The sequence below is a fragment of the Kerstersia gyiorum genome (assembly GCF_004216755.1).
GTDB classification, from domain to species: domain Bacteria; phylum Pseudomonadota; class Gammaproteobacteria; order Burkholderiales; family Burkholderiaceae_B; genus Kerstersia; species Kerstersia gyiorum.
This window is the reverse complement of the sequence record NZ_SGWZ01000001.1, coordinates 1,318,529-1,338,243: the sequence shown is the minus strand read 5'-3', so window position 1 is coordinate 1,338,243 and position 19,715 is coordinate 1,318,529. Positions and strand designations below refer to the sequence as shown.

17 protein-coding genes and 1 other RNA gene are annotated in these 19,715 nt (G+C 63.4%); 8 read left to right on the top strand and 10 right to left on the bottom strand.

Annotation, left to right across the window (positions count from 1 at the left end; translation table 11 throughout):
• The first annotated feature begins 152 nt into the window (after nucleotides 1-152).
• From ompA to ssrA, 5 genes are all read left to right on the top strand, one after another.
• On the top strand, nucleotides 153-764 hold the full coding sequence (gene ompA, locus EV679_RS05910) for an outer membrane protein OmpA (protein ID WP_068366279.1): 612 nt from the start codon (nucleotides 153-155) through the stop codon (nucleotides 762-764).
• Nucleotides 765-926: 162 nt separating this feature from the next.
• Nucleotides 927-1,655: a bifunctional 2-polyprenyl-6-hydroxyphenol methylase/3-demethylubiquinol 3-O-methyltransferase UbiG gene (gene ubiG / locus EV679_RS05905; RefSeq protein ID WP_130486687.1), complete on the top strand. Its 729-nt coding sequence runs from the start codon at nucleotides 927-929 to the stop codon at nucleotides 1,653-1,655.
• Nucleotides 1,652-2,332: an HAD family hydrolase gene (locus EV679_RS05900; RefSeq protein WP_238591267.1), complete on the top strand. Its 681-nt coding sequence runs from the start codon at nucleotides 1,652-1,654 to the stop codon at nucleotides 2,330-2,332. Before ubiG ends, EV679_RS05900 begins: the two co-directional genes overlap by 4 nt.
• Before the next feature lie 89 nt (nucleotides 2,333-2,421).
• Nucleotides 2,422-3,360 carry a DMT family transporter gene (locus EV679_RS05895; protein ID WP_068366284.1) on the top strand — a complete coding sequence of 313 codons (939 nt, stop codon included), beginning with the start codon at nucleotides 2,422-2,424 and terminating at the stop codon, nucleotides 3,358-3,360.
• A 100-nt stretch (nucleotides 3,361-3,460) separates the two neighbouring features.
• Nucleotides 3,461-3,824, top strand: a transfer-messenger RNA (tmRNA) gene (gene ssrA, locus EV679_RS05890).
• A gap of 57 nt (nucleotides 3,825-3,881) precedes the next feature.
• Here ssrA and EV679_RS05885 read toward each other — a convergent pair.
• The 5 genes from EV679_RS05885 to EV679_RS05865 form a co-directional block, all read right to left on the bottom strand.
• Nucleotides 3,882-4,754: an alpha/beta hydrolase gene (locus tag EV679_RS05885; protein WP_130486686.1), complete on the bottom strand. Its 873-nt coding sequence runs from the start codon at nucleotides 4,752-4,754 to the stop codon at nucleotides 3,882-3,884.
• An 85-nt stretch (nucleotides 4,755-4,839) separates the two neighbouring features.
• On the bottom strand, nucleotides 4,840-6,012 hold the full coding sequence (locus EV679_RS05880; RefSeq protein ID WP_242611426.1) for an FAD-dependent oxidoreductase: 1,173 nt from the start codon (nucleotides 6,010-6,012) through the stop codon (nucleotides 4,840-4,842).
• Between the two features lie 85 nt (nucleotides 6,013-6,097).
• A complete protein-coding gene (locus tag EV679_RS05875; RefSeq protein WP_068366289.1) occupies nucleotides 6,098-7,087 on the bottom strand; it encodes a DODA-type extradiol aromatic ring-opening family dioxygenase in 990 nt (329 codons plus the stop codon).
• A 69-nt stretch (nucleotides 7,088-7,156) separates the two neighbouring features.
• A complete protein-coding gene (locus EV679_RS05870; RefSeq protein WP_130486685.1) occupies nucleotides 7,157-9,592 on the bottom strand; it encodes an efflux RND transporter permease subunit in 2,436 nt (811 codons plus the stop codon).
• The gene (locus EV679_RS05865; protein ID WP_165389961.1) at nucleotides 9,589-10,629 is read right to left on the bottom strand and encodes a WD40/YVTN/BNR-like repeat-containing protein; all 1,041 of its coding nucleotides are present in this window, start codon (nucleotides 10,627-10,629) and stop codon (nucleotides 9,589-9,591) included. Before EV679_RS05865 ends, EV679_RS05870 begins: the two co-directional genes overlap by 4 nt.
• A 530-nt stretch (nucleotides 10,630-11,159) precedes the next feature.
• Here EV679_RS05865 and EV679_RS05860 point away from each other — a divergent pair.
• The 3 genes from EV679_RS05860 (at nucleotide 11,160) to EV679_RS05850 (ending at nucleotide 15,724) form a co-directional block, all read left to right on the top strand.
• A complete protein-coding gene (locus tag EV679_RS05860) occupies nucleotides 11,160-12,305 on the top strand; it encodes a helix-turn-helix transcriptional regulator (protein WP_130486683.1) in 1,146 nt (381 codons plus the stop codon).
• A gap of 402 nt (nucleotides 12,306-12,707) precedes the next feature.
• Entirely contained in the window at nucleotides 12,708-14,345 is a 1,638-nt protein-coding gene (locus EV679_RS05855; protein ID WP_130486682.1) for a DUF1302 domain-containing protein, read from the top strand.
• Nucleotides 14,346-14,374: 29 nt separating this feature from the next.
• Entirely contained in the window at nucleotides 14,375-15,724 is a 1,350-nt protein-coding gene (locus EV679_RS05850; protein ID WP_130486681.1) for a DUF1329 domain-containing protein, read from the top strand.
• 54 nt (nucleotides 15,725-15,778) lie between these two features.
• On the opposite strand, the gene EV679_RS05845 is transcribed toward EV679_RS05850, so the two are convergent.
• From EV679_RS05845 to EV679_RS05825, 5 genes are all read right to left on the bottom strand, one after another.
• On the bottom strand, nucleotides 15,779-16,081 hold the full coding sequence (locus EV679_RS05845; RefSeq protein ID WP_068366303.1) for a Dabb family protein: 303 nt from the start codon (nucleotides 16,079-16,081) through the stop codon (nucleotides 15,779-15,781).
• A 44-nt stretch (nucleotides 16,082-16,125) separates the two neighbouring features.
• Nucleotides 16,126-16,905, bottom strand: coding sequence for an SDR family NAD(P)-dependent oxidoreductase (locus EV679_RS05840; protein WP_130486680.1), 780 nt, complete (start codon nucleotides 16,903-16,905; stop codon nucleotides 16,126-16,128).
• Between the two features lie 9 nt (nucleotides 16,906-16,914).
• Nucleotides 16,915-17,703, bottom strand: coding sequence for an SDR family oxidoreductase (locus tag EV679_RS05835; protein WP_130486679.1), 789 nt, complete (start codon nucleotides 17,701-17,703; stop codon nucleotides 16,915-16,917).
• Between the two features lie 29 nt (nucleotides 17,704-17,732).
• On the bottom strand, nucleotides 17,733-18,482 hold the full coding sequence (locus EV679_RS05830; protein WP_130486678.1) for an SDR family NAD(P)-dependent oxidoreductase: 750 nt from the start codon (nucleotides 18,480-18,482) through the stop codon (nucleotides 17,733-17,735).
• A gap of 115 nt (nucleotides 18,483-18,597) precedes the next feature.
• Nucleotides 18,598-19,647 (bottom strand): TRAP transporter substrate-binding protein, encoded by a 1,050-nt coding sequence (locus tag EV679_RS05825; protein ID WP_130486677.1) that lies wholly within the window; start codon nucleotides 19,645-19,647, stop codon nucleotides 18,598-18,600.
• Nucleotides 19,648-19,715: the final 68 nt, after the last annotated feature.

The window sequence follows — 19,715 nt, the reverse complement described above, 5'->3', positions numbered from 1 at the left end:
ATCACCGTAAGATTGACTTCAGGCACGCAGGAAGCCCCCAGCAATGAATGCGCCAAACAAGCCTTGCATTGCTATACTGGCCCCGCTTCCTGATTGTGGCGGGGGATTCGCTGCAAGTCACTTATTCAGCTTCAAGCTTAACGAGGAGAAATATGAACAAGCCCTCCAAATTCGCTCTGGCGCTTGCGTTCGCCGCCGTCACGGCCGCTGGCGCCGCTTCCGCTCAGAATGTGGACAACTGGCGCAACAGCTCCGGCGAAGTCTGGCGCAACGTCAACGGCGAACTGTGCTGGCGCGATGCCTTCTGGACGCCTGCTACCGGCGTTCCCGGCTGCGACGGTGTACCCGTTGCTGAAGCTGCTCCGGCTCCGGCCCCGGCTCCCAAGCCCGCCCCTGCCGTTGTCGCGACCAAGGTTGTCTTCAACGCCGATACCTTCTTTGACTTCGACAAAGCCAACCTGAAGCCGGAAGGCCGTCAGCTGCTGGACCAAGTCGCTGCTCAAGCCAAGGCTATCGACCTGGAAACCATCATCGCCGTCGGTTACACCGACTGGACCGGTCCTGACGCTTACAACCTGAAGCTGTCCGAGCGCCGCGCTCAGTCCGTGAAGAACTACCTGGTTGAGCAAGGCATCGACCCCAACCGTATCTACACGGAAGGCAAGGGCAAGGCTGATCCTATCGCCAACAACCGTACCCGTGAAGGCCGCGCAAAGAACCGTCGCGTGGAAATCGAAATCGTCGGTACGCGTTACAGCCGTTAATAAGCCAGGCAGCCAGTTTTCTGGCTGACGGCTTACAATGAAAGGGTTCCGGTTTCGGAACCCTTTTTTTTGCCCATGCGCAGCCGGGCACGCCGGCAGCGAACCAGGCAAACCTGTTAACGATGCAGGGCCAGGGCCCTCTTCACTGACATTTTCCGTGCCATGACCACCACATCCAAGCCTGCCACCGAGCATCACAACGTCAGCCAGGCCGAACTGGACAAGTTCAGCGCCCTCGCCTCCCGCTGGTGGGACCCCGAAAGTGAATTCAAGCCCTTGCATGCAATCAACCCCCTACGTCTGGGTTGGATACGTGAACAGGCAGGAGGTTCCCTCAATGGCCTGCGTATTCTCGACGTCGGCTGCGGCGGCGGCATTCTTGCCGAAAGCATGGCGGCCCAGGGGGCCGAGGTCAAAGGCATAGACCTGGCTGACGCTTCGCTTCAGGTGGCGCGCCTGCACAGCCTGGAAAGCGGCATCAAGGTTGACTATGAATCCGTCGCTGTCGAAGCGCTGGCCGAACGTGAACCCGGCAGCTACGATGTCGTGACCTGCATGGAAATGCTGGAGCATGTGCCCGACCCCTCCTCCGTGGTTCAGGCCTGCTCCACCCTGCTCAAGCCCGGCGGCCTGGCGACGTTCTCGACGCTGAACCGCAACGCCAAGTCCTTCCTGTTTGCCATCGTCGGCGCCGAGTACATCCTGAAGCTGCTGCCCCGCGGCACGCACCAGCATGACAAATTCATCAAGCCCAGTGAGCTGGCCGCCTACGTGCGCCGGGCCGGTTTAACGGCCCTGGGTTTGCGCGGCCTGGAATACAACCCGCTGACCCAGCACTACCGTCTTTCCGGCGACACCTCGGTCAACTACATGATGGCGACCACCAAATGAACCAAATGACCTACCAGGGCCTGGTTCTCTTCGACTTCGATGGCACCCTGGCTGACTCGGCACCTGATCTGGCGGAAGCTGCCAACAAGCAGCGCCGGCGTCGCGGGCTGGAAGACCTGCCCTATGAAGCACTGCGCCCAGTGGCCTCCCAGGGCGCGCCCGGACTGCTGCGCGTCGCGCTGGGCCTGGAACGCAGCGACACGGAATTCGAGCCTACGCGGCAACAATTCCTGGCCGACTACGCCGCCTGCATGACGGAACGCACCGACCTCTTTCCCGGCATCCCCGAGCTGCTGGGCAACCTCGAAGGCCACGGGCTGGGCTGGGGCATCGTCACCAACAAGGTCGAACGCCTGGCTTTGCCCATCATCGAATACCTGGACCTGATGCGCCGCAGCGCGGCGACTGTCTGCGGCGATACCTGCGCCTACGCCAAGCCCCATCCCGAGCCCGTCGCACATGCGATCCGGCTGGCGGGCTACCAGGCTGCCGACACCATCTATGTCGGCGATGACGAACGCGACATCATCGCTGGCCGGGAAGCCGGAACGCGCACCATCGCCGTCGGCTTCGGCTACTGCGACCCGGCACAGGCCCGCAACTGGGGCGCCGACCTCTATGTCGGGCATCCCGACGAACTTTGGGACGCAGTACTGGAACTGCTGCCGCGCCGCTAGGCACCGGCCTGCCCCGGCGTCGCTGCCGCGCCGGGGCTTATTCCCTCCAAGCCTCCTCTTACCAAACGCGCCTGCGCGCCACCCTCACCATGCCTCGCTCCGCCGTTTCCCGGCCCAGCCGTGCCGTTGCGCTCGCGCCGCAACTGGCCCTGGTGTTCATCACTATGATCTGGGGCGGCACGTTCCTGGCCGTCCAGTACGCCCTGGGCAGCAGCACCCCGATGTTCTTCGTCGGCTGCCGCTTTGCCGCCGCCACCCTGGCCGTCGGGCTGATTTCCCTGAACGCGCTGCGCGGCATGACTTGGCGCGACATCCGGGCCGGCGTCGTCATCGGCATTTCCATCACGCTGGGATATGGCGCCCAGACCCTGGGCCTGCAAACCATCACCAGCAGCGAATCCGCCTTCCTGACCGCGCTCTACATGCCCCTGGTACTGTTGCTGCAATGGCTGCTATTGCGCAAAGCGCCACGCCTCATGACCTGGCTGGGCATCCTGCTGGCCTTCAGCGGCCTGCTGTTGCTGACCGGCAACAACACGGGCGCCATTACCCTGAACCAAGGCCAATGGCTGACCATTTTCTGCGCCTTTGCGGTGGCAGTTGAAATCGTGCTCATCAGCCATTTCTCCAGGAGCGTGAACCTGCGCCGCGTAGTGGTCGTGCAACTGGCCACGGCCTCCGTCACGGCGTTCGCCCTCATGCCGCTTGCCGGAGAAACCCGCATCCCGCCGTTCTCCTGGACGCTGCTCCTGTGCGCGGGCGGCCTGGGGTTGGCCAGCGCCCTGATCCAGCTGGTCATGAACTGGGCGCAGCGCTTCGTCGATCCCGCCAGGGCGGCCATCATCTATGCTGGCGAACCGGTATGGGCCGGGCTGATCGGCCGCATTGCCGGCGAACGCCTGCCTGCGCTGGCGCTGCTGGGCGGCAGCCTGGTCGTACTGGGCATCATTGTGAGCGAGCTCAAGCCGCGCCGCTGGCGCAACCGCCCAGGCGCGCCGGACAGCAAGGCGCCGGCAGCACAGTCATGACGCCACAGAGGCTGGTGCCATGCGGTTGCGCACGGGAGACACCTGTTTGAAACATAATGCTGGCATTAGCCAGCATGTACGCGTAGAATTAACTACCTCTGGGGCCGATCCGGATTCGACGTGGGTCATGAAACAGAGCAGGGCATGTCGAGCACCAGTTCGCTCGTAAATCCACTGGAAAACTACAAACGCCAACGACGAGCGTTTCGCTCTGGCCGCTTAAGCGGTGAGCCGCTGCACTGATTTGTCTTTGGGTCAGCCAGGGTAAAACCTGGAGCAGCGTCATCTACAAAGAATCGGGTCTGTCTGGGTCACGAAGCCAGATCTTAAATCCAGTGAATCGCCAAGGAAGGGCCTGTCGATAGGCATGATCCAAGGTTAAAACTTAAAATTTATCGACTACACATGTAGAACTGCCTGCGGAGGGCTTGCGGACGCGGGTTCAATTCCCGCCGGCTCCACCACTTCCCAGAAAAACCAACCGGTTTCCGGTTGGTTTTTTTTTCGTCCAGCCTGCACTCTTAAACCCGTCCCAGCATCTCCCTGGCGTAGGCCAACCAGACATGACCAGGGTCGACGCAGCGGGCGTGGGCATCGAAATGATCATGGCCGGGCAGAATATTGATGGTGGCTGGCACACCGGCGGCCTGCAACCTGGCGCACAGCATGACGGCCTCGCTGGCGAGATTGCCCAGGTCATGCTGGCCTGCGGTGATGTGAAATGGCGCCGCCCTCGGACTGACGTGCGACAGCGGGCTGGCCGCAGGCAGGTCGGCCGACTCGGGAACGAAGGCCGCACAGATGGCAGCGGCGAAGCGGTTGCGCTCGTCGCTGGTGTCATACTGCAAGTCGTAGAGCCCGCTGATCGGCAACACGCCACGGATGCAATCGACCCCCAACCCTTCGGCTGCCAGCCAGCGTGGGTCCAGCGCCACCAGGCTCGCCAGGTGTGCGCCGGCCGAATGCCCGGACAACAGGATGCGGCCGGGATCGCCGCCGAATTCCGCGATGTGCTGTTGCACCCATTTCAGGGCCGCTGCGACATCCTGAACGGCAGCCGGATAGACATGTTCAGGCGCCAGGCGATATTCCACCGATACCAGGATGGCCGGCTGTGGCAACAGCGCGGGTGCCATGAATCCCGCCCATTCCTTGTAACCGCCGACCCAGGCGCCGCCATGCACAAATACCAATACGGGCAGGCCGGTGCGCTCGCCTGCCGGCGCATAGATGTCCAGCCGCTGGTCAGGGTGGCTGCCATAGGCACGGTCTGCGCTCAGGCGGACGCCGGGCAATGCCGCTGCAGCCCGCGAGCGCGCCAGCACAGCGTCGGAATAGGCATCGGCTGCCGGAAAATGCATGGGGGGACGCTCAGGTAACTGATCAAAAGGCATCTCGTACTCCTCAATGGTTGGTTGAATGGCTGCACCTCAACGCGCAACCGTGGCGGCTTCGCAGCGGCCTGTCTCCTGCGCTGTCTCAAGCCGCCACGCGCCTGCCCGGCCAGGGCGCGGGCGCCCAGTCCGTACGCACGATGGGTTCGGACATGCCGGGCCCACAGATTTTTCCGCCCAGCCAGGCATTGCTGGACACGCTGCGCAGCAGGCGCGTGCGTTCTTCATTGGGCAGGGAAACCAGCTCTCCCCACATGCAGGACCAATACTGGCATTCGTCCGTCAAGGGACGTACCTCCGCCTCCCAGGCCTTGAGCGCGTCCGGGATGTCGCGCCTGTCCATGACGTTTGCCATGTAGGCGGCCAGTGCCATGCCATTCTGCATGGCCATGCCGCCGCCCTGCCCGAAGTTGGGTGGCTGGGCATGCGCCGCATCGCCCAGAATGCAGGCGCGGCCTGCCGACCAGGTGTCGCACTTGACGATGGCATAGACATTCCACAGCACTTCGGCGTCGATGCGGTCGAGCAGAAAGCGCCAGTGCGGGAAGTCCGTGCGCCAGCAATCAAGAACAGCCGGGTCACGCGCTTCGTCGTCGCGCTCCGGGCATGTCAGCGCCAGATAGATTTCCTCGCTGTTGATGGGCGTCACCAGCAGGCGCCGCCTGCCATTCCAGTTCTCGAAGCAGCGGCCTCGATCCGCCGGGTCCAGGTCCTCCTGTTTCGCCTTGACGATGGTGCGCAGTGCTCCTTCAGGTGAACGCAGGAACGAGGTTTCCAGTCCCAGCGAGCGGCGCACCGGGGAGCCGGCCCCGTCACAGCCCACCACCAGGTCGGCCCGGACCCGGTCGCCATTGGCAAAGGCCAGGCTGCCATCAGCGCGCGCACCCACGACCTGCGCATGGGTGACGATGCGCACGCCCGAGCGGCGCGCGGCTTCTTCCAGCCCCGCCAGAAGATCGGTGCGCGCCACGCACAGGATGTCCAGCCCCGGCGGCACGAAGGCCGGGGTCATCATTTCATTGTCCTGGTTACGGTTCTCCACCCCCAGGGACCAGAACGGATCGCGCAGGGTGCGTTCGTAGGCACCGATGTCGCGCAGTACCTTGAGGCCATTGGTCCAAAGGTAGATGCCGGAACCCGTCACGCGCAAGACCGGGTTGGATTCGTATACCGTGACGTCCCAACCGCGCTGCGCCAGCGCTGTTGCCGTGGTCAGCCCGCCGATGCCGCCACCACTGATGATTGCTTTCATGCTCATGTCTCACTCCTGGAGGCCCGTGCCTGCACGGGCATATTGAGGGTCGCTGCTGCGCTGGACGACAGGCCGCCGTCCGGCCCATCCGTCATCCCTGACGCAAGGCCCGTCCATAGCTGATCAGACCCACGCCTCCCATCCACTCCTCCACCGCCTCGTAGAGCACGATGTCTGCCGGTTCGGCGCGCATGGCGCCCATCAGGGCAACCCACAACATCATTTCCAGGCCGCCGTCGCCCCCCTCGGCACGCGCAGCTTCGTGCGTCAGGCTGCTGAAGTAAGCCACATCGCCGGCCGCCAGCTTTTCAAGGATCATGCGATCCCATTCCACATTGATGAGCGGCCGGCCAGAAGCCACCATCTGGTGCTCGCGTTCCAGCAGCGCCATGGGCAGCGCAGGGTCCAGGCGCAAGGCATCGCGGCCCAGCAGGTGCAATTGTTCCAGGCGCGGCACCAGCGGGTCGTCGGCGCTCATGTCATTGGTCGTGATGGGCGGCCAGTGGGAAATACCACCACTGGCCATGAACGCCACGCGTTCCCCCCGGCCATCAACCACTCGACGCACGGCAGCGCCCAGCTCATAGACCCGGCGCCAGCTCGGCAGCGGCGGCAGGAAGCAGTTGACGTAGATCGGCACAACGGGAATGTCCAGGTCTGGCCAAAGATATTTCTTCGGAATCAGGACGTTATGCACGAATTCGGCTTCATCGAACAGGAAAGGCTCTATGCCCTGCTCCATCAGGCCCTGGTAGATCGCATTAGCCACTTCCGGATGGCCCGGCACCGGGCCGCGCTGCATCTGTATCCAGGCTTCGGTTTCCGGCGTCGGCCCCCAGTGGGTCGCACCGGCCCCGACCGCAAATGCCGGCATGCCTCGCCGTGTGAACATGTCGAAGTGGTCGTTCACAAAGGCGATCATCACGTCCGGACGCGCAGCGCTCACCTGCTGTTTCACTACCTCGAACCCTGCCAGGATACGGCCGATCTGTTCGCGGCTGGGCCGGTCCATCAGGTTGCCCAGGCCGGGCGTATGGGTGATGCCGAAAGCGGCAGCCACTTTGTCATGCGTTTGGGTCATCTCTGTACTCCTCTCTCTTTCTGGTTCGTCTCTCCCGATGGCAACGCCGCCGGGAAGAAACATCCACGGTCAATGGGAAGGCGCCGGCGGCAGCGTGGACGCCTGCGCCGGTTCGGGCGCACGTCCGGAACGGAAGGCGCGGGGAAACAGGAAATAGGCCAGCGCCGGCAGCAGCACGAGCGCGCCGAGCATGTTCCACAGGAACATGAATGCCAGCAGCAGCCCCATATCGGCCTGGAATTTGATGGGGCTGAATATCCAGGTGGCGACCCCCGCCGACAGCGTGAAGCCCGTCAGCATCACCACCTTGCCGGTAAACAGCAGCGCCCCGCGATAAGCCTCGCGCAAGGCCATGCCCTGGCGCAGGTTGGCCAGCATGGCCGACAGGATGTAAAGCGCGTAATCGACGCCTATGCCGACGCCCAGCGCAATGACAGGCAGCGTGGACACCTTCACGCCTATGCCCAGCAACACCATGACAGCCTCGGCCAGCAGTGAAGTCAGCACCAGCGGCAACACAGCCACTACCACCGCGCGCCAGTTGCGGAACGTCAGGAAGCACAGCAGCACCACTGCGCCATACACCATGAACAACATGCGCCGCCAGGCATCGCTCACGACTTCGTTGGTGGCGGCTTCAATGCCGGCACTGCCGGCCGCCAGCAGGAAGCGCGCATGTTCGCTGTCATTGACGCGGGCGAAGGCCTCGATATGCTGCGTCACGCGCATCAAGGTGGCTGCCTTGTGATCCTGCAGATAGACATACAGCGTCAGCAGGCTGCAAGCCTCGTTGTAAAGGCCGCGCGGCGAGGCGCCAGTGACGGAGTTCAGAATGCCCTGGTTGGGAATGAATTCATACCACCTGGGGTTCCCTTCGTTCAGACCCATGACTGCCCGGCGTGTCAATTGCGCCAGCGTACTGGTGGCCTCCACGCCCTCCAGGCGCTGCAATTCCCATTCCAGCGCGTCGATGCGGTTCAGGGTTTCATAGCGCGCGCACTCGCCCTCAGGCGTTTCGACCATGACCGCCAGCACATCGGTGCTCGCGCCATACGCCTGCCCCATATAGGCTACGTCCCGGTTGTAGCGGCTATCGGCACGCAGTTCGGGCGCGCCCTGGTCCAGATCGCCGATCTGCAGGCGTGTGCTGGCGTAGAAACCCGCTCCGCCCAGCAGCACGGCCAGCAGCACGGCCGCCCCCGCCCGGCGCGGCTGGGTGAAATCGGCCAGCGCATTCCACAGCCGCTGGCCACGCCCTGTCGCTGCGGCCTGATCAGCCATCAGGCTGCGACGCGCCGCGCGCGCACTCACACCGGTATAGCTGAGCAAAATAGGCAACAGCACCAGATTGGTGACAATCAGCATCGCCACCCCCAGGCTGGCGGCAATCGCCAGTTCGCGGATCGCCTGGATGTCGATCGCCAGCAATACCGCAAACCCGACGGCGTCGGCAAGCAATGCCGTCAGTCCCGCCATGAACAGGCGCCGAAAGGTATAGCGCGCCGCCAGCAGTTTGTGCACACCGCGCCCGACATCCTGCATGATGCCGTTCATCTTCTGGGCGCCATGGCTCATGCCTATCGCGAATACCAGGAAAGGCACCAGGATGGAGTACGGGTCGAGCACATACCCGAGCAGCGGCAGCGTACCCAATTGCCACACGACCGCCACCAGCGACACCAGCACAACCAGCAGCGTGGAACGCACGCAGCGGGTGTACCAGAACACCATAAGCGCCGCGATGGCCAGGGCCAGCATGAAAAAGGCCAGCACGTCATGCACGCCGTCAATCAGGTCGCCCACGATTTTTGCAAAACCAACGATATGCAGCGTTACGCCCCGCTGTTCGTACTTGTCCCGCAATGCTTCCAGGCTGGCGGCCAACGCCCCGTAATCCAGCGCCTGTCCCCTCGCTTGAGCCAGCAAGGGCACGAAGATGACCGAAGAACGGGCATCGAACGCCACAAGCTGCCCGATTTCACCCGAGCGGCCGATATTGGTGGCCAGCTGCTGCAGGCTCTGCGGGCCGCCATCATATTGGTCAGGAATCACCGGCCCGCCTTCCAGGCCTTCTTCGGTCACGCCGGTCCAGCGTGTCGTCGGGGTCCAGAGCGACTTCATCTGCGAACGGTTGACCCCAGGCAACAGGAACACTTCGTCGCTCAGCTCGCGCAAGGTGTCGAGATACTCGCGGTCGTAAATGCTGCCTTGCGGGTTGGCCACCACGATGCGCACCACATTGCCCAGGCCAGCGAGATCGTCCTGGTGCGCGGCGAAATTGACGATATAGGGATGATGCGCCGGGATGGTTTTCTCGAAACTGGCATTAACCTGCAAATGTGTGATCTGCCATCCCATGAAACAGGTCACCAGCAGGCAAAGCAGCACCACCCAGCGGCGGTGATTGAACAGCAAACGCTCCAGCAACGACCCGGAACGCGGATCGAAATCTTCCAGTCTAGCCACCAGGTTTCCCGGCGTCAGGCAGGCGTTGGGCAGACTCATGACGCGCTCCCTGTTTCCACCTTGCAGGGCACGGCCAGCGCTCCGGTGAAGCTCAGGCCCAGGCAGCGGCCCGGCGCCAATGCCAGCAGGCCATTGAGCGCCGGCAAATGCTCGGCGACCGGGTGCAGGCTGCCGTCTTCCAGCATCAGCACCATACCCATCTGGTTGGCCAACAGCACCTTGCCGCTGGCGTCGCGCGTCGAAGCGGTGATATTCACCGGCGGCCCGCCCCGAACCTGCCCCCAGCTCATACCGCCATCCTGACTGCGCCAGACATTGCCGCGCAGGCCCGCTACCAGGAAATCCTGCGGCCCCAACAACTCCGCGGCAAACCAGCTGCCGGCATACGGCACACTCAGGCGCTGGAAACTGCGCCCCTCATCGTGCGATACCATGACCAGCCCCTGCTCGCCAGCGATCAGCACGGTCTGGCCCAGCACACGCACCGCATACAGGTGCAGTGCGCCAGGATTGGGCAAGCGCGCCGACACCGGTTCCCAGCTGGCGCCGCCATCCGCCGTGCGAAATGCCAGGTTGTAAGCACCCACGGCCCAGCCATGGCGGGTATCGGTGAACAGGATGTCGAGAAACGGCTTGTCGGCGCCCTCTTCCACCAGGCGCCGAGCTTCGGCAATGGCAGGTGGCGACCCGCTGCCCTGTGCATGCTCCAGCAGCATGCGCGCGGCCTGTGCGCCATCAAGCTGGCGCGTCCAGTGCAGGCCACCATCCTGGCTGGCCAGTATGCTGCCGCCATGCCCAGCCACCCAGCCGTGACGGGCATCGGCAAAGCTCACCGCTGTCAGGGCCACGCTGGTCGGCAACACTATCTGGCGCCAATGCCCGCCTTCGTCCTCGGATACCAGCAGTACGCCCCTTTCCCCAACTGCAACCAGCCGCTGCCCGGCACGCGCAGCCGCCTGCAATACCGCGTGCCCGGCCCGGGGCGTCACCAGCGCCTCTCGGCGCAAGGCCGGTGCAACCGGCTGCCCGGCACGGGCATCCTGCCCGCCAGCCAGCATGCCAGTTGCCGCCAACACCCCCGCAGGCCGCGCACCGGACCCCGGCAACACTCCCGCCGCCCCGGCCGGCATGCACAGGGCGGCCATATACAACCCAACACCTGCCAACCCGACACCTGCCAGCCCGGCGGCCGGCAGCCCGGCGGCCGGCAAGCGGTGAGCACGTAGGCGCTCACGTAGTGGCGCGCCACTCAAAACCTGGCAGTGAGATCCAGGTATCCCCGCCACCACTGCCTGACTGCCCGGCTGTCTGGCCGGTCCTTGCTGAACTGACGCCATGTTTGCTTCCCCTACCCGCGCAAATCCGGGTTTGCGCCTGCTGTTGCAAAGGCCGGGAGGTGAACCACACCTTCCCTGACCGCTGCCCGCAGTATCCGGACGGTCCATGCCTGCGTCATCTGCAAAACAATAGATAGGGTTTATGCCCAAATGCCGCCAGGCCAGGACGCGGCGGCGCGTGCGTGCCAACCATAGGGGTAATCCTCAAGTGACCATAAAGGTCTGTTTCTTGAGAATTAAAGTAATCTCAGCTGTCGTAACCGCTTTCCATGAACACCGCTTCCACTCTCGCTCCGCTGTTGTTCAACCTGTACGGCTCCTGTACCCGCACGGAGTGCTGGACCCAGGCCCTGGACTTGCTGTGCGACGAACTGGGAGCCAAGGCAGCAGCCGTCTACTGCGTCTCCTTCGATGACCAGCGCGCTGTGCCGTATTGGATGTCGTACAACTCACGCTTCGACAGCGATAGCTATCAGGCCGCCATTGCCGACGACCACAACCCGCGCCTGGAGGCACGCCGGCTGCGCCAGCGTTCCGGCACGGACGGCCTGGGCAGTGACGACACGCTGTTCGCGCCTTCCGAATACAGCGCCCGCGCACAATTGCAGCGGCGCTTTGCCGACATCGGCCTGGGGCGTTTCATCGGTGCCATCGCCCCGTTGGATACAGACCGCTATTTCACGGTCGCCCTGTTTCGCGAGCCGGAAGACCCGCATGAGTATTCGGAAGCCCAGCGGCAGATGCTGAGCGCCCTGCTGCCCCATTTCGTACAGGCCACCCAGCTGTCAGAAACCATGACCCAGGGCCGCTTTGCCGCGACCCTGGTGGATGGTCACCTGGAGCGCTGGCCCTGTGCGCTCGTACTGTGCGATACGCAAGGACAGGTGCAATGGCTCAACCGGCAGGCCAAGACGCTGTTGTACCGTGGCGCCGGCCTGCAAGTACGCAACGGTGAATTGCGCGCAGGACTGCCAGGCACCCAGAAGCGCCTGGCCGAAGCCTGCCAGGAAGCCCTGCAGCGTGACAGCGCCACCTACCTGGCGCTGGAGACCCTCCAGGGCAGGCTGCAGCTGGCCTTGCAACCTGTCACGCCAGCGCATGAATCGTCGGCTTCCTACCTGCTGATTTCCATTGCCACGGAAGACCAGACAGGCCAGGTCCCGCCAGACGCACTGCGTGCGCTCTTTGATCTGACCGAAGCCGAGGCCCAGCTTGCCAGTGCACTGGTCGCCGGCATGACGGTCGAGCAATATGCTCAGAAACGAGGTGTCACCGTCGGCACAGCGCGCTACCAGCTCAACCAGGTACTGGTGAAGTCCGGTGCGCGACGCCAGGCAGACCTGGTACGACGCGTCCTGAATTCGGCAGCTGCGCACCTGGCGGTACTGGGCCAGCACATGGAACCCGACGCCTGATTCTGCCGCCGACCTGCGGCTGTCCGAGGACAGCCGCAGGGTGACTCTAAGGGCAACCTAAAGGAAACCAGAACCTCCACCGTCAGTGCTCGTGGCCACACCCCTACCTTTCTCGCCTTCCCCTGATTTTTTCTCTGCCTGCTCTCCGCCTTTAGCCCCCCCATTCCCTGCCTGCCGTTCCCGTCCAGGGTGCCCGGCCATGCCGCCGCACGTCCTGGCGCTGCCCTGGAACCGGCCTGTTCTGCCGCATGGACGTTAACCATTAGGTATCCACCCTATCTACCGTTTGCAAGATGACCGCCCTGGTCGCGCCTCCCATACTTGGTTGCGCTGGCAGGCCTACCGGCGGCTGCCGGCACGCCGAAGCGAGCATTTCCAATCCATCCAAGAGGAACCACGACCATGCCCAGACTTTCCTACTGGCCACTGGCAGGCATGATGGCGGCGGGGCTGATGAGCACGCCCGCACAGGCAGCCGAGATCGGCACGAGCAATCCCGACGTACGCATACGCTGGGACAACACCCTGAAGTACAGCACCGGCGTGCGGCTGCGCCATCCCTCGGCCACGCTGGTCGACGGCCCGGATACAGTCAATGGCGACGATGGCGACCGTAACCTGGGGCGTGGCTTCATTTCCCAGCGCTTCGACCTGTTGTCCGAACTGGATATCGTCTACCAGCGCTTTGGCGTACGGGTTTCCGGCGCTGCCTGGTACGACAGCATTTACAACCGCGACAACGACAACCACTCGCCGGCAACCGCCAATGCGCTGTCGGTTCCCTACTACGAATTCACCCGCGCCACCGAGAAGCTGCACGGCCGCAAGGCCGAACTGCTCGATGCCTTTGCCTTCGGCTCCACCGAAATCGGCAGCACCAAACTTTCCTTTCGCGCCGGCCGCCACTCCCTGCTCTGGGGAGAAAGCCTGTACTTCGGCGATAACGGCATCGCCGCCGGCCAGGCACCGATAGATGCGGTCAAAGGCCTGTCCGTGCCCGGCACACAGTTCAAGGAACTGATCCGTCCCGTGCCCCAGGTATCCATGCAGCTGCAAATTACCCCCCGCATTTCGGTCGGCGCCTATTACCAGTTCCATTGGGAGGAAACCCGGTTGCCGGGCTCGGGCAGCTACTTTTCGACCTCCGACATCATCGGCGCAGGCGCCGAGCGTCTATTACTGGGCGGCCCCCTGATTCCCGGCGGAGGCGCCATGGGGCTGGTGCGCGGCCCCGACATGAAACCCAGCAATGGCGGGCAAGGCGGCGTACAACTGCGTTTGCGCGTCGGCGAAAGCGATTTCGGCCTGTACGCCATCCGTTACCACGCCAAGACGCCGCAACTCTACGGCCGTTTCTATGACCCAGCCGGCATCGACCCGCATACCGGCCTTGTCGGCCTCTACCAATTGGCCTACCACGAAGGCATACGCGCATTCGGCGCCAGCGCCAGCCGGTCTTTCGGCGACTGGAACGTCGCTGCGGAAGTCTCGATGCGCGACAACATGCCGCTGTCCAGCGACCTGCAGGACAACAGCACGGGCGGCGGCGACAACCACGGTAATGCACTCTATGCCATCGGCAAGACCTTGCACGCCCAGATGTCCTGGCTGGCCAGCTTCGGACCGAACTTCATCGCCCGCGAATCGGATTTCTCCGGAGAAATCGCCTTCAACCGGCGCATGAGCATCACCCACAACCCGCAGGCGCTCAATCCAAACGCGGACCGCGACGCAGTCAACATCCGCTTTTCCTATGAACCACGCTACCGCCAGGTCCTGCCGGGCCTGGATGTGGGCGTGCCGATCGGCATGGGCATCGGGTTCGGTAACTCGTCCATGGTGGATTCGTTCTACGGCAACCACGTGGGCAACATCAATATCGGCCTGAACATGAATTACCTGAACACCTGGCAGATCACTGCCCACTACAACCATTATTTCGGCCCGTCCGGCCCGTATCTGGTCAATAACAGCGTGTCCTACCTGCAAAGCATGAAGGACCGAGATTTCATTGCGCTGTCCGTACAGCGCTCCTTCTGATCCCGCTCTAAAAACAAGGAATTCCCGCCATGACCTTTCTGCGTACTACCTTGCCTCTGGCCCTGACAATGGCGCTGTTGGCCAGCGGCGCACGCGCCGGTGTCGATGCCGCGCAGGCCGAACGCCTGAAGCAGGACCTCACGCCCTTCGGCGCCGAACGCGCCGGCAATGCCGACGGTTCCATTCCGCCCTGGGAAGGCGGCTACACCACGCCCCTGCCCGACCCGCGCACCGACCCCTTTGCAGCCGACAAGCCGCTCTACCAGATCAACGCGCAAAACATGGGCGAATACGCTACTCAGCTGTCGGAAGGCACCCGCGCCCTGCTGCAGAAATACCCAGACTCATTCCATCTTGACGTCTATCCCACGCGGCGCACGGCATCAGCGCCGCAATGGGTCTACGACAACACCTATGCCAATGCCACGCGTGGCCAGCTGGAAGGCGACGACGTGCGCGGTGCCTTCGGCGGCGTCCCCTTCCCCATTCCGCAATCCGGGACGGAAGTCATGTGGAACCACCTGTTGCGCTGGCAGGGCGTGGCCTTGCAGCGTTCGCCATCGCAATACCAGGCAACCGCCAACGGCAAGCTGGTGAAGATCACCGACATTACCAGCGACTATCAATATCCGTTCTATTACCAGGACGGCTCACCCGAAACCTTTTACGACTCCGGCGAGTTTTCCAAGCTGCGCCTGCTGACACGCGCACCGGCAATACGTGCCGGTGACGCCATCGTGGGCATAGAAAATCTGGACCAGGACAAAACCCAGGTCTGGCTGTATCTCACCGGACAGCGCCGCGTGCGCAAGCTGCCCAACCCCTGTTGCGATACGCCGGACCCATCAACCGGAGGCATTACGTCGGTCGATGAAGCCTACGGATTTTTCGGCCGGCTGGACCGCTACGACTGGAAACTGGTGGGCAAGCAGGAGATGTTCATTCCCTACAACAACAACCGCATTTTCGGCGCGGCAACCGACGAGGATGTCATGGCGCCCCATCATGTAAAACCGGAGTACATGCGCTGGGAAAAACACCGAGTTTGGGTAATAGACGCCACGCTGCGTGCAGGCAAGCGTCACCAGGCGCCACGCAGCCGCTACTACTGCGACGAGGACACCTGGATCTGCACGCTGGGCGAACGCTGGGACGGCCATGGGCAGTTGTGGAAAATGACCTGGGTGGCGCCCGTCGTGGCGCCGGATATGCCTGCGCTGCTGCCCGCTGTTTTTGGCGCCCACGATCTGCTGGCGGAAACCGCCTTCATCTCCGGCATCAATTCCCGAGCTTCGGCCAATCCACCATTTGTGGTACGGGAGCGGCAGCCGGACTCCGTCTTCACGCCCGATGCCATGGCAGGCGAAGGCATACGCTAGGCCGGCAGCCCTGGCGGTGCCGCCGCTGCCCACAGGTGCGGCGCCGCCATGACCTCAGCAGGCGTCTGCCACCGGACTGTCGAATACCACCATACGCTCGATGAAGGGCGTCATCCAGGCCTTCATTTCCTGATGGGCCGGACTCACCTGGTATTCCTCATGGGCATGGCTGGACACAAAACCCGACACCATGGCGTAGCCATAGCCCTGGGAACGCGCCGCTTCATTGACATGCAGGCCATACAGCAGCACACCGTCGCACTCCTGGCGGATGCGCTGCGCATAGTGTTCCACCCGTTCGAAAAATCCGGCATCCGCCGACTCATCCAGGGCCATCAATACAATATGCATATACATTGAAAAACTCCCTCATTCCTGCTTAGAAAAGGCCCGGGCCTGGGCTACATGCGCGCCAGCATGCCGCCATCAAGCGCCAGCACCTGCCCGTTGACGAATGCCCCGGCGGCGGATGCCAGATACACCACGGCGGGTGCAATATCGTCCGGCGTCGCCCAGCGCCCCAACGGCACCGCCTGGCGCAGGAAATCATCAAACCCGTCCCGTTCCTGCAGGCCCTGCGTGAAGCGGGTGCGCACAAAACCGGGGGCCAAGGCATTGGCCGTAATGCCTGACGCGCCATACTCCACCGCCAGCGCGCGCGTGAAAGCGGCAATGGCGCCCTTGGCCGAGGCATAGGCCGCGATGCCTGGCATGCAGGCCTGCCCTGCAACTGAGGACATCATGACGATGCGGCCGAAGCCCGCCTGCTGCATGTGTGGCAGAACGGCGTGCGCGCAATTGAAGGCGCCGTTCACATGCACATCGAACAGTGCCTGCCATTCCTGTTGCGTCATGTCCACGACAGGCTTGCGGTTCTGATTGCCTGCATTGCTCACGAGAATGGCCGGTGCCCAGCCCGCCGCCACCAGACCGGCCATTGCTGCCTCGACCTCATCGGCGCTGGCCACATTGAACACGGCGTGGCGCGCCTGGATGCCTTCTTCGGCCAGCGCTTGCACCGCCGCCGCGCAGCGCGCTGCATCCAGGTCGTTGATCACCACGCGCGCGCCTGCCAGCCCCAGATGCCGGGCGATGGCCAGCCCCAGGCCGGACGCACTGCCGGTAATGCATGCGACACGGCCCTGCAGGCCGAAGGTCTGCTCAAAATAATGAGTGTTCATGGTCATTGTTCAGATCAAGGTTTGTATGCCGGCGCAGACATTGAAATTCTGGCCAGTGAAACTGCGGCCCGCAGGCGAGGCCAGGAACAGCGCCGTTGCGGCCACGTCCTGCAGCGGCACCTTGCGATGCAATGCCACATTGCCCAGGATGAGGGCTTCCTGCTCGGCGACGCTTACCCCCCTGGCACGAGCCTTGGTCTCCGTGACCGTCCGCGAGCGTTCGCTATCCACGATGCCCGGCAGGATGGCATTGACCGTAATGTCATCGCCCCCCAGTTCCAGCGCCAGGCTCTGGGTCAGCCCGACGACGGCCCACTTGGATGCCGCATAAGGCGTTCGCAATGGATAGCCCAGGCGGCCCGCCACCGAACTCAGGTTGATGATGACGCCCCTGCCGGACTGCCGCAGCGCCGGCACTGCCAGCCGCGTACACAAGAACTGACTGCGCAGGTTCACGGCCATCACCTGGTCCCACTGTGCCGGTTCGATGTTTTCGATGCCGGCCGTCGGCCCGGCGATACCGGCGTTGTTCACCAGCACATCCAGCCCGCCCAGGTCTGCCAGCGCCGTCCGGAACCAGCTATCTACCGCAGCCGCATCGCTGGCGTCGGCCACGCAAGCTCCGCCACCCGGCAAAGTTTCCAGTGCCACGGCCAGCGGCCCGGCAGCAATATCACTGATATGCACCCGAGCGCCTGCGCGCGCAAATGCCTGGGCGATGGCCAACCCGATGCCGGAAGCACCTGCACTGACCATGACCCGCAAGCCGCGCCAGGCGTCCCCTGTGTGTTCATGCATGTTTTTCTCCCCTGCCGCACCCGGATTGCTCAGCGCAAATAGGCGCCGCCATTGACGTCCAGGGTGATGCCGCAAATGAAACTGGCACCCGGCGAGCACAGAAAGGCCAGCGGCCAGGCCACCTCTTCCGGACGGCCGAACCGCGGCACCGGCACGTTCTGCATCATGGCAGGATCAGCCATGGCGACCATACGCGTGGCAATGGCCCCCGGCGCCACCAGGTTCACCATGACTTCCGGTGCGGCGCGGCGTGCCAGCCAACGTGTAAAGCTGTGCAGCGCCCCCTTGGAAGCCGCATAGTGGACCGGCGCATGGGCAAAGGAACCGCCGGTATGCGCCGCGATCGAACCGACAACCGCCAGGCGGCCATAGCCTGCGGCCTTCATGCCTGGCAACAGGGCGCGAGCGAAATTCACCGGTCCGGCCAGATTGACGTCCATCGTTTCGGCCAGGCTGTCGTTCCAGTCCTCATCCTCCCAGGACTTCAACGCATACACGCCGGCATTGAGAATCGCCGCATGAACGGGCGCATGGGCAGCGCACAGCGCCTCCACTGCCATGCGGTCGCGGACATCGCAGACCACGAAATGATGGTCGCGGCTGGCGCTGTCTGGCAGCGCCTCCATGAACCCCGCAGGCGGCGCCACGCAATCGGTCAACACCAGCTCGGCGCCCAGGCGTGCACACAGGCGTGCCGTCGCCTGTCCGATGCCACCGCAAGCGCCTGTCACCAGCACACGCTGGCCGCTGAGGTCATAGGGAAGTCTATCGACATCCATGCTTTTTGCTCCTTGGATAGTTTTCCCGGCTGGCAGCAGCAGGCAGGCCTGCGCGCCTGCGCCAGCCTGCTACTGCCGTGCTACCGGAAAGCGGCGCGGAGGCGCCGCCCAGGAATCAGTTGGCCTTGTTGCGGGCTTCGCTGATGATCTCCAGCGTGCGGTCCACCAGCGCCGCCCCGAGTTCTGGCTTGTACTTTTCGACTACTGGCGCCGTCACTTCCACCATGCGCTCGTGCTCTGCCGGATCTATCGAGTTGAAAACCATGCCTGCGGCAGTCAGTTCCTTGACTACGTCCGCCTCCATCTGGCGGCTCAGATCCCGGTGAAACGCCTGGGTTTCCACGCAGGCCGATTGCAGCACGCCACGTTCTTCATCATTGAGCTTGTCCCAGAATTTCTTGCTGGCCATGACCACGGCGGGCAGATAGACATGGCGTGTCTCGCTCAGGTACTTCTGGATATCCTGGTACGAACTGGACTTCGTGACCAGGAACGAGCTTTCCTGTCCATCTATCGCCTTCGTTTCCAGCGCCGTGTAGGTCTCCGGATACGGCAGCGGCAAGGGGTTCGCCCCCAGCGCCTTGAAGATGTCGATGTATACCCGGTTCTGCAAGGTGCGTATCTTCAGGTCGCGGAAATCTTCCAGCCGGTTGATGGGATGCTTGCTGTTGGTCACCTGGCGAAAGCCATAATCCAGGTAGCACATGCCGACCAGCCCTTTGGCCGAGAATTTGTCGAGCAGTTGCTGGCCGACTTCGCTGTCAATCACGGCATCCGCTTCCTCCGGGCTCTGGAAGATGAACGGCAGGTCGAAGATGGCCAGTTCCTTGACGTTGCCGGCCGCTCCGGCGGTAGACACGACCGTCATTTCAAGGATGCCACCCTGCGCCGAGGACATGGCCTGGATTTCATTGCCCAGCGTCGCGTTGGGGTAGCCGGTCACCTTGATGCGGCCACCGCTTTTCTGCTCCACCAGTTTCGCGTAGTGATCCACGGCAATGCCCACCGGATTGTCCTGGGCCACCGGATAGCTGAACTTGACCCGCTGGTCGCGGATATCCGCGGCTTGCGCCGCCGCCGCGCCCCACACCATCATGATGGCCGCGCACAGCGCTGCGCCACGGCCGCGACCTGCTCCTGCCTGGGAAATGTTGCGAGTTTTCATTGTTGTCTCCTGCCTGGTGGATAAACCAGTATTTTTCTAATTGATGGAACGGTGCAGGCCGCGTGCCA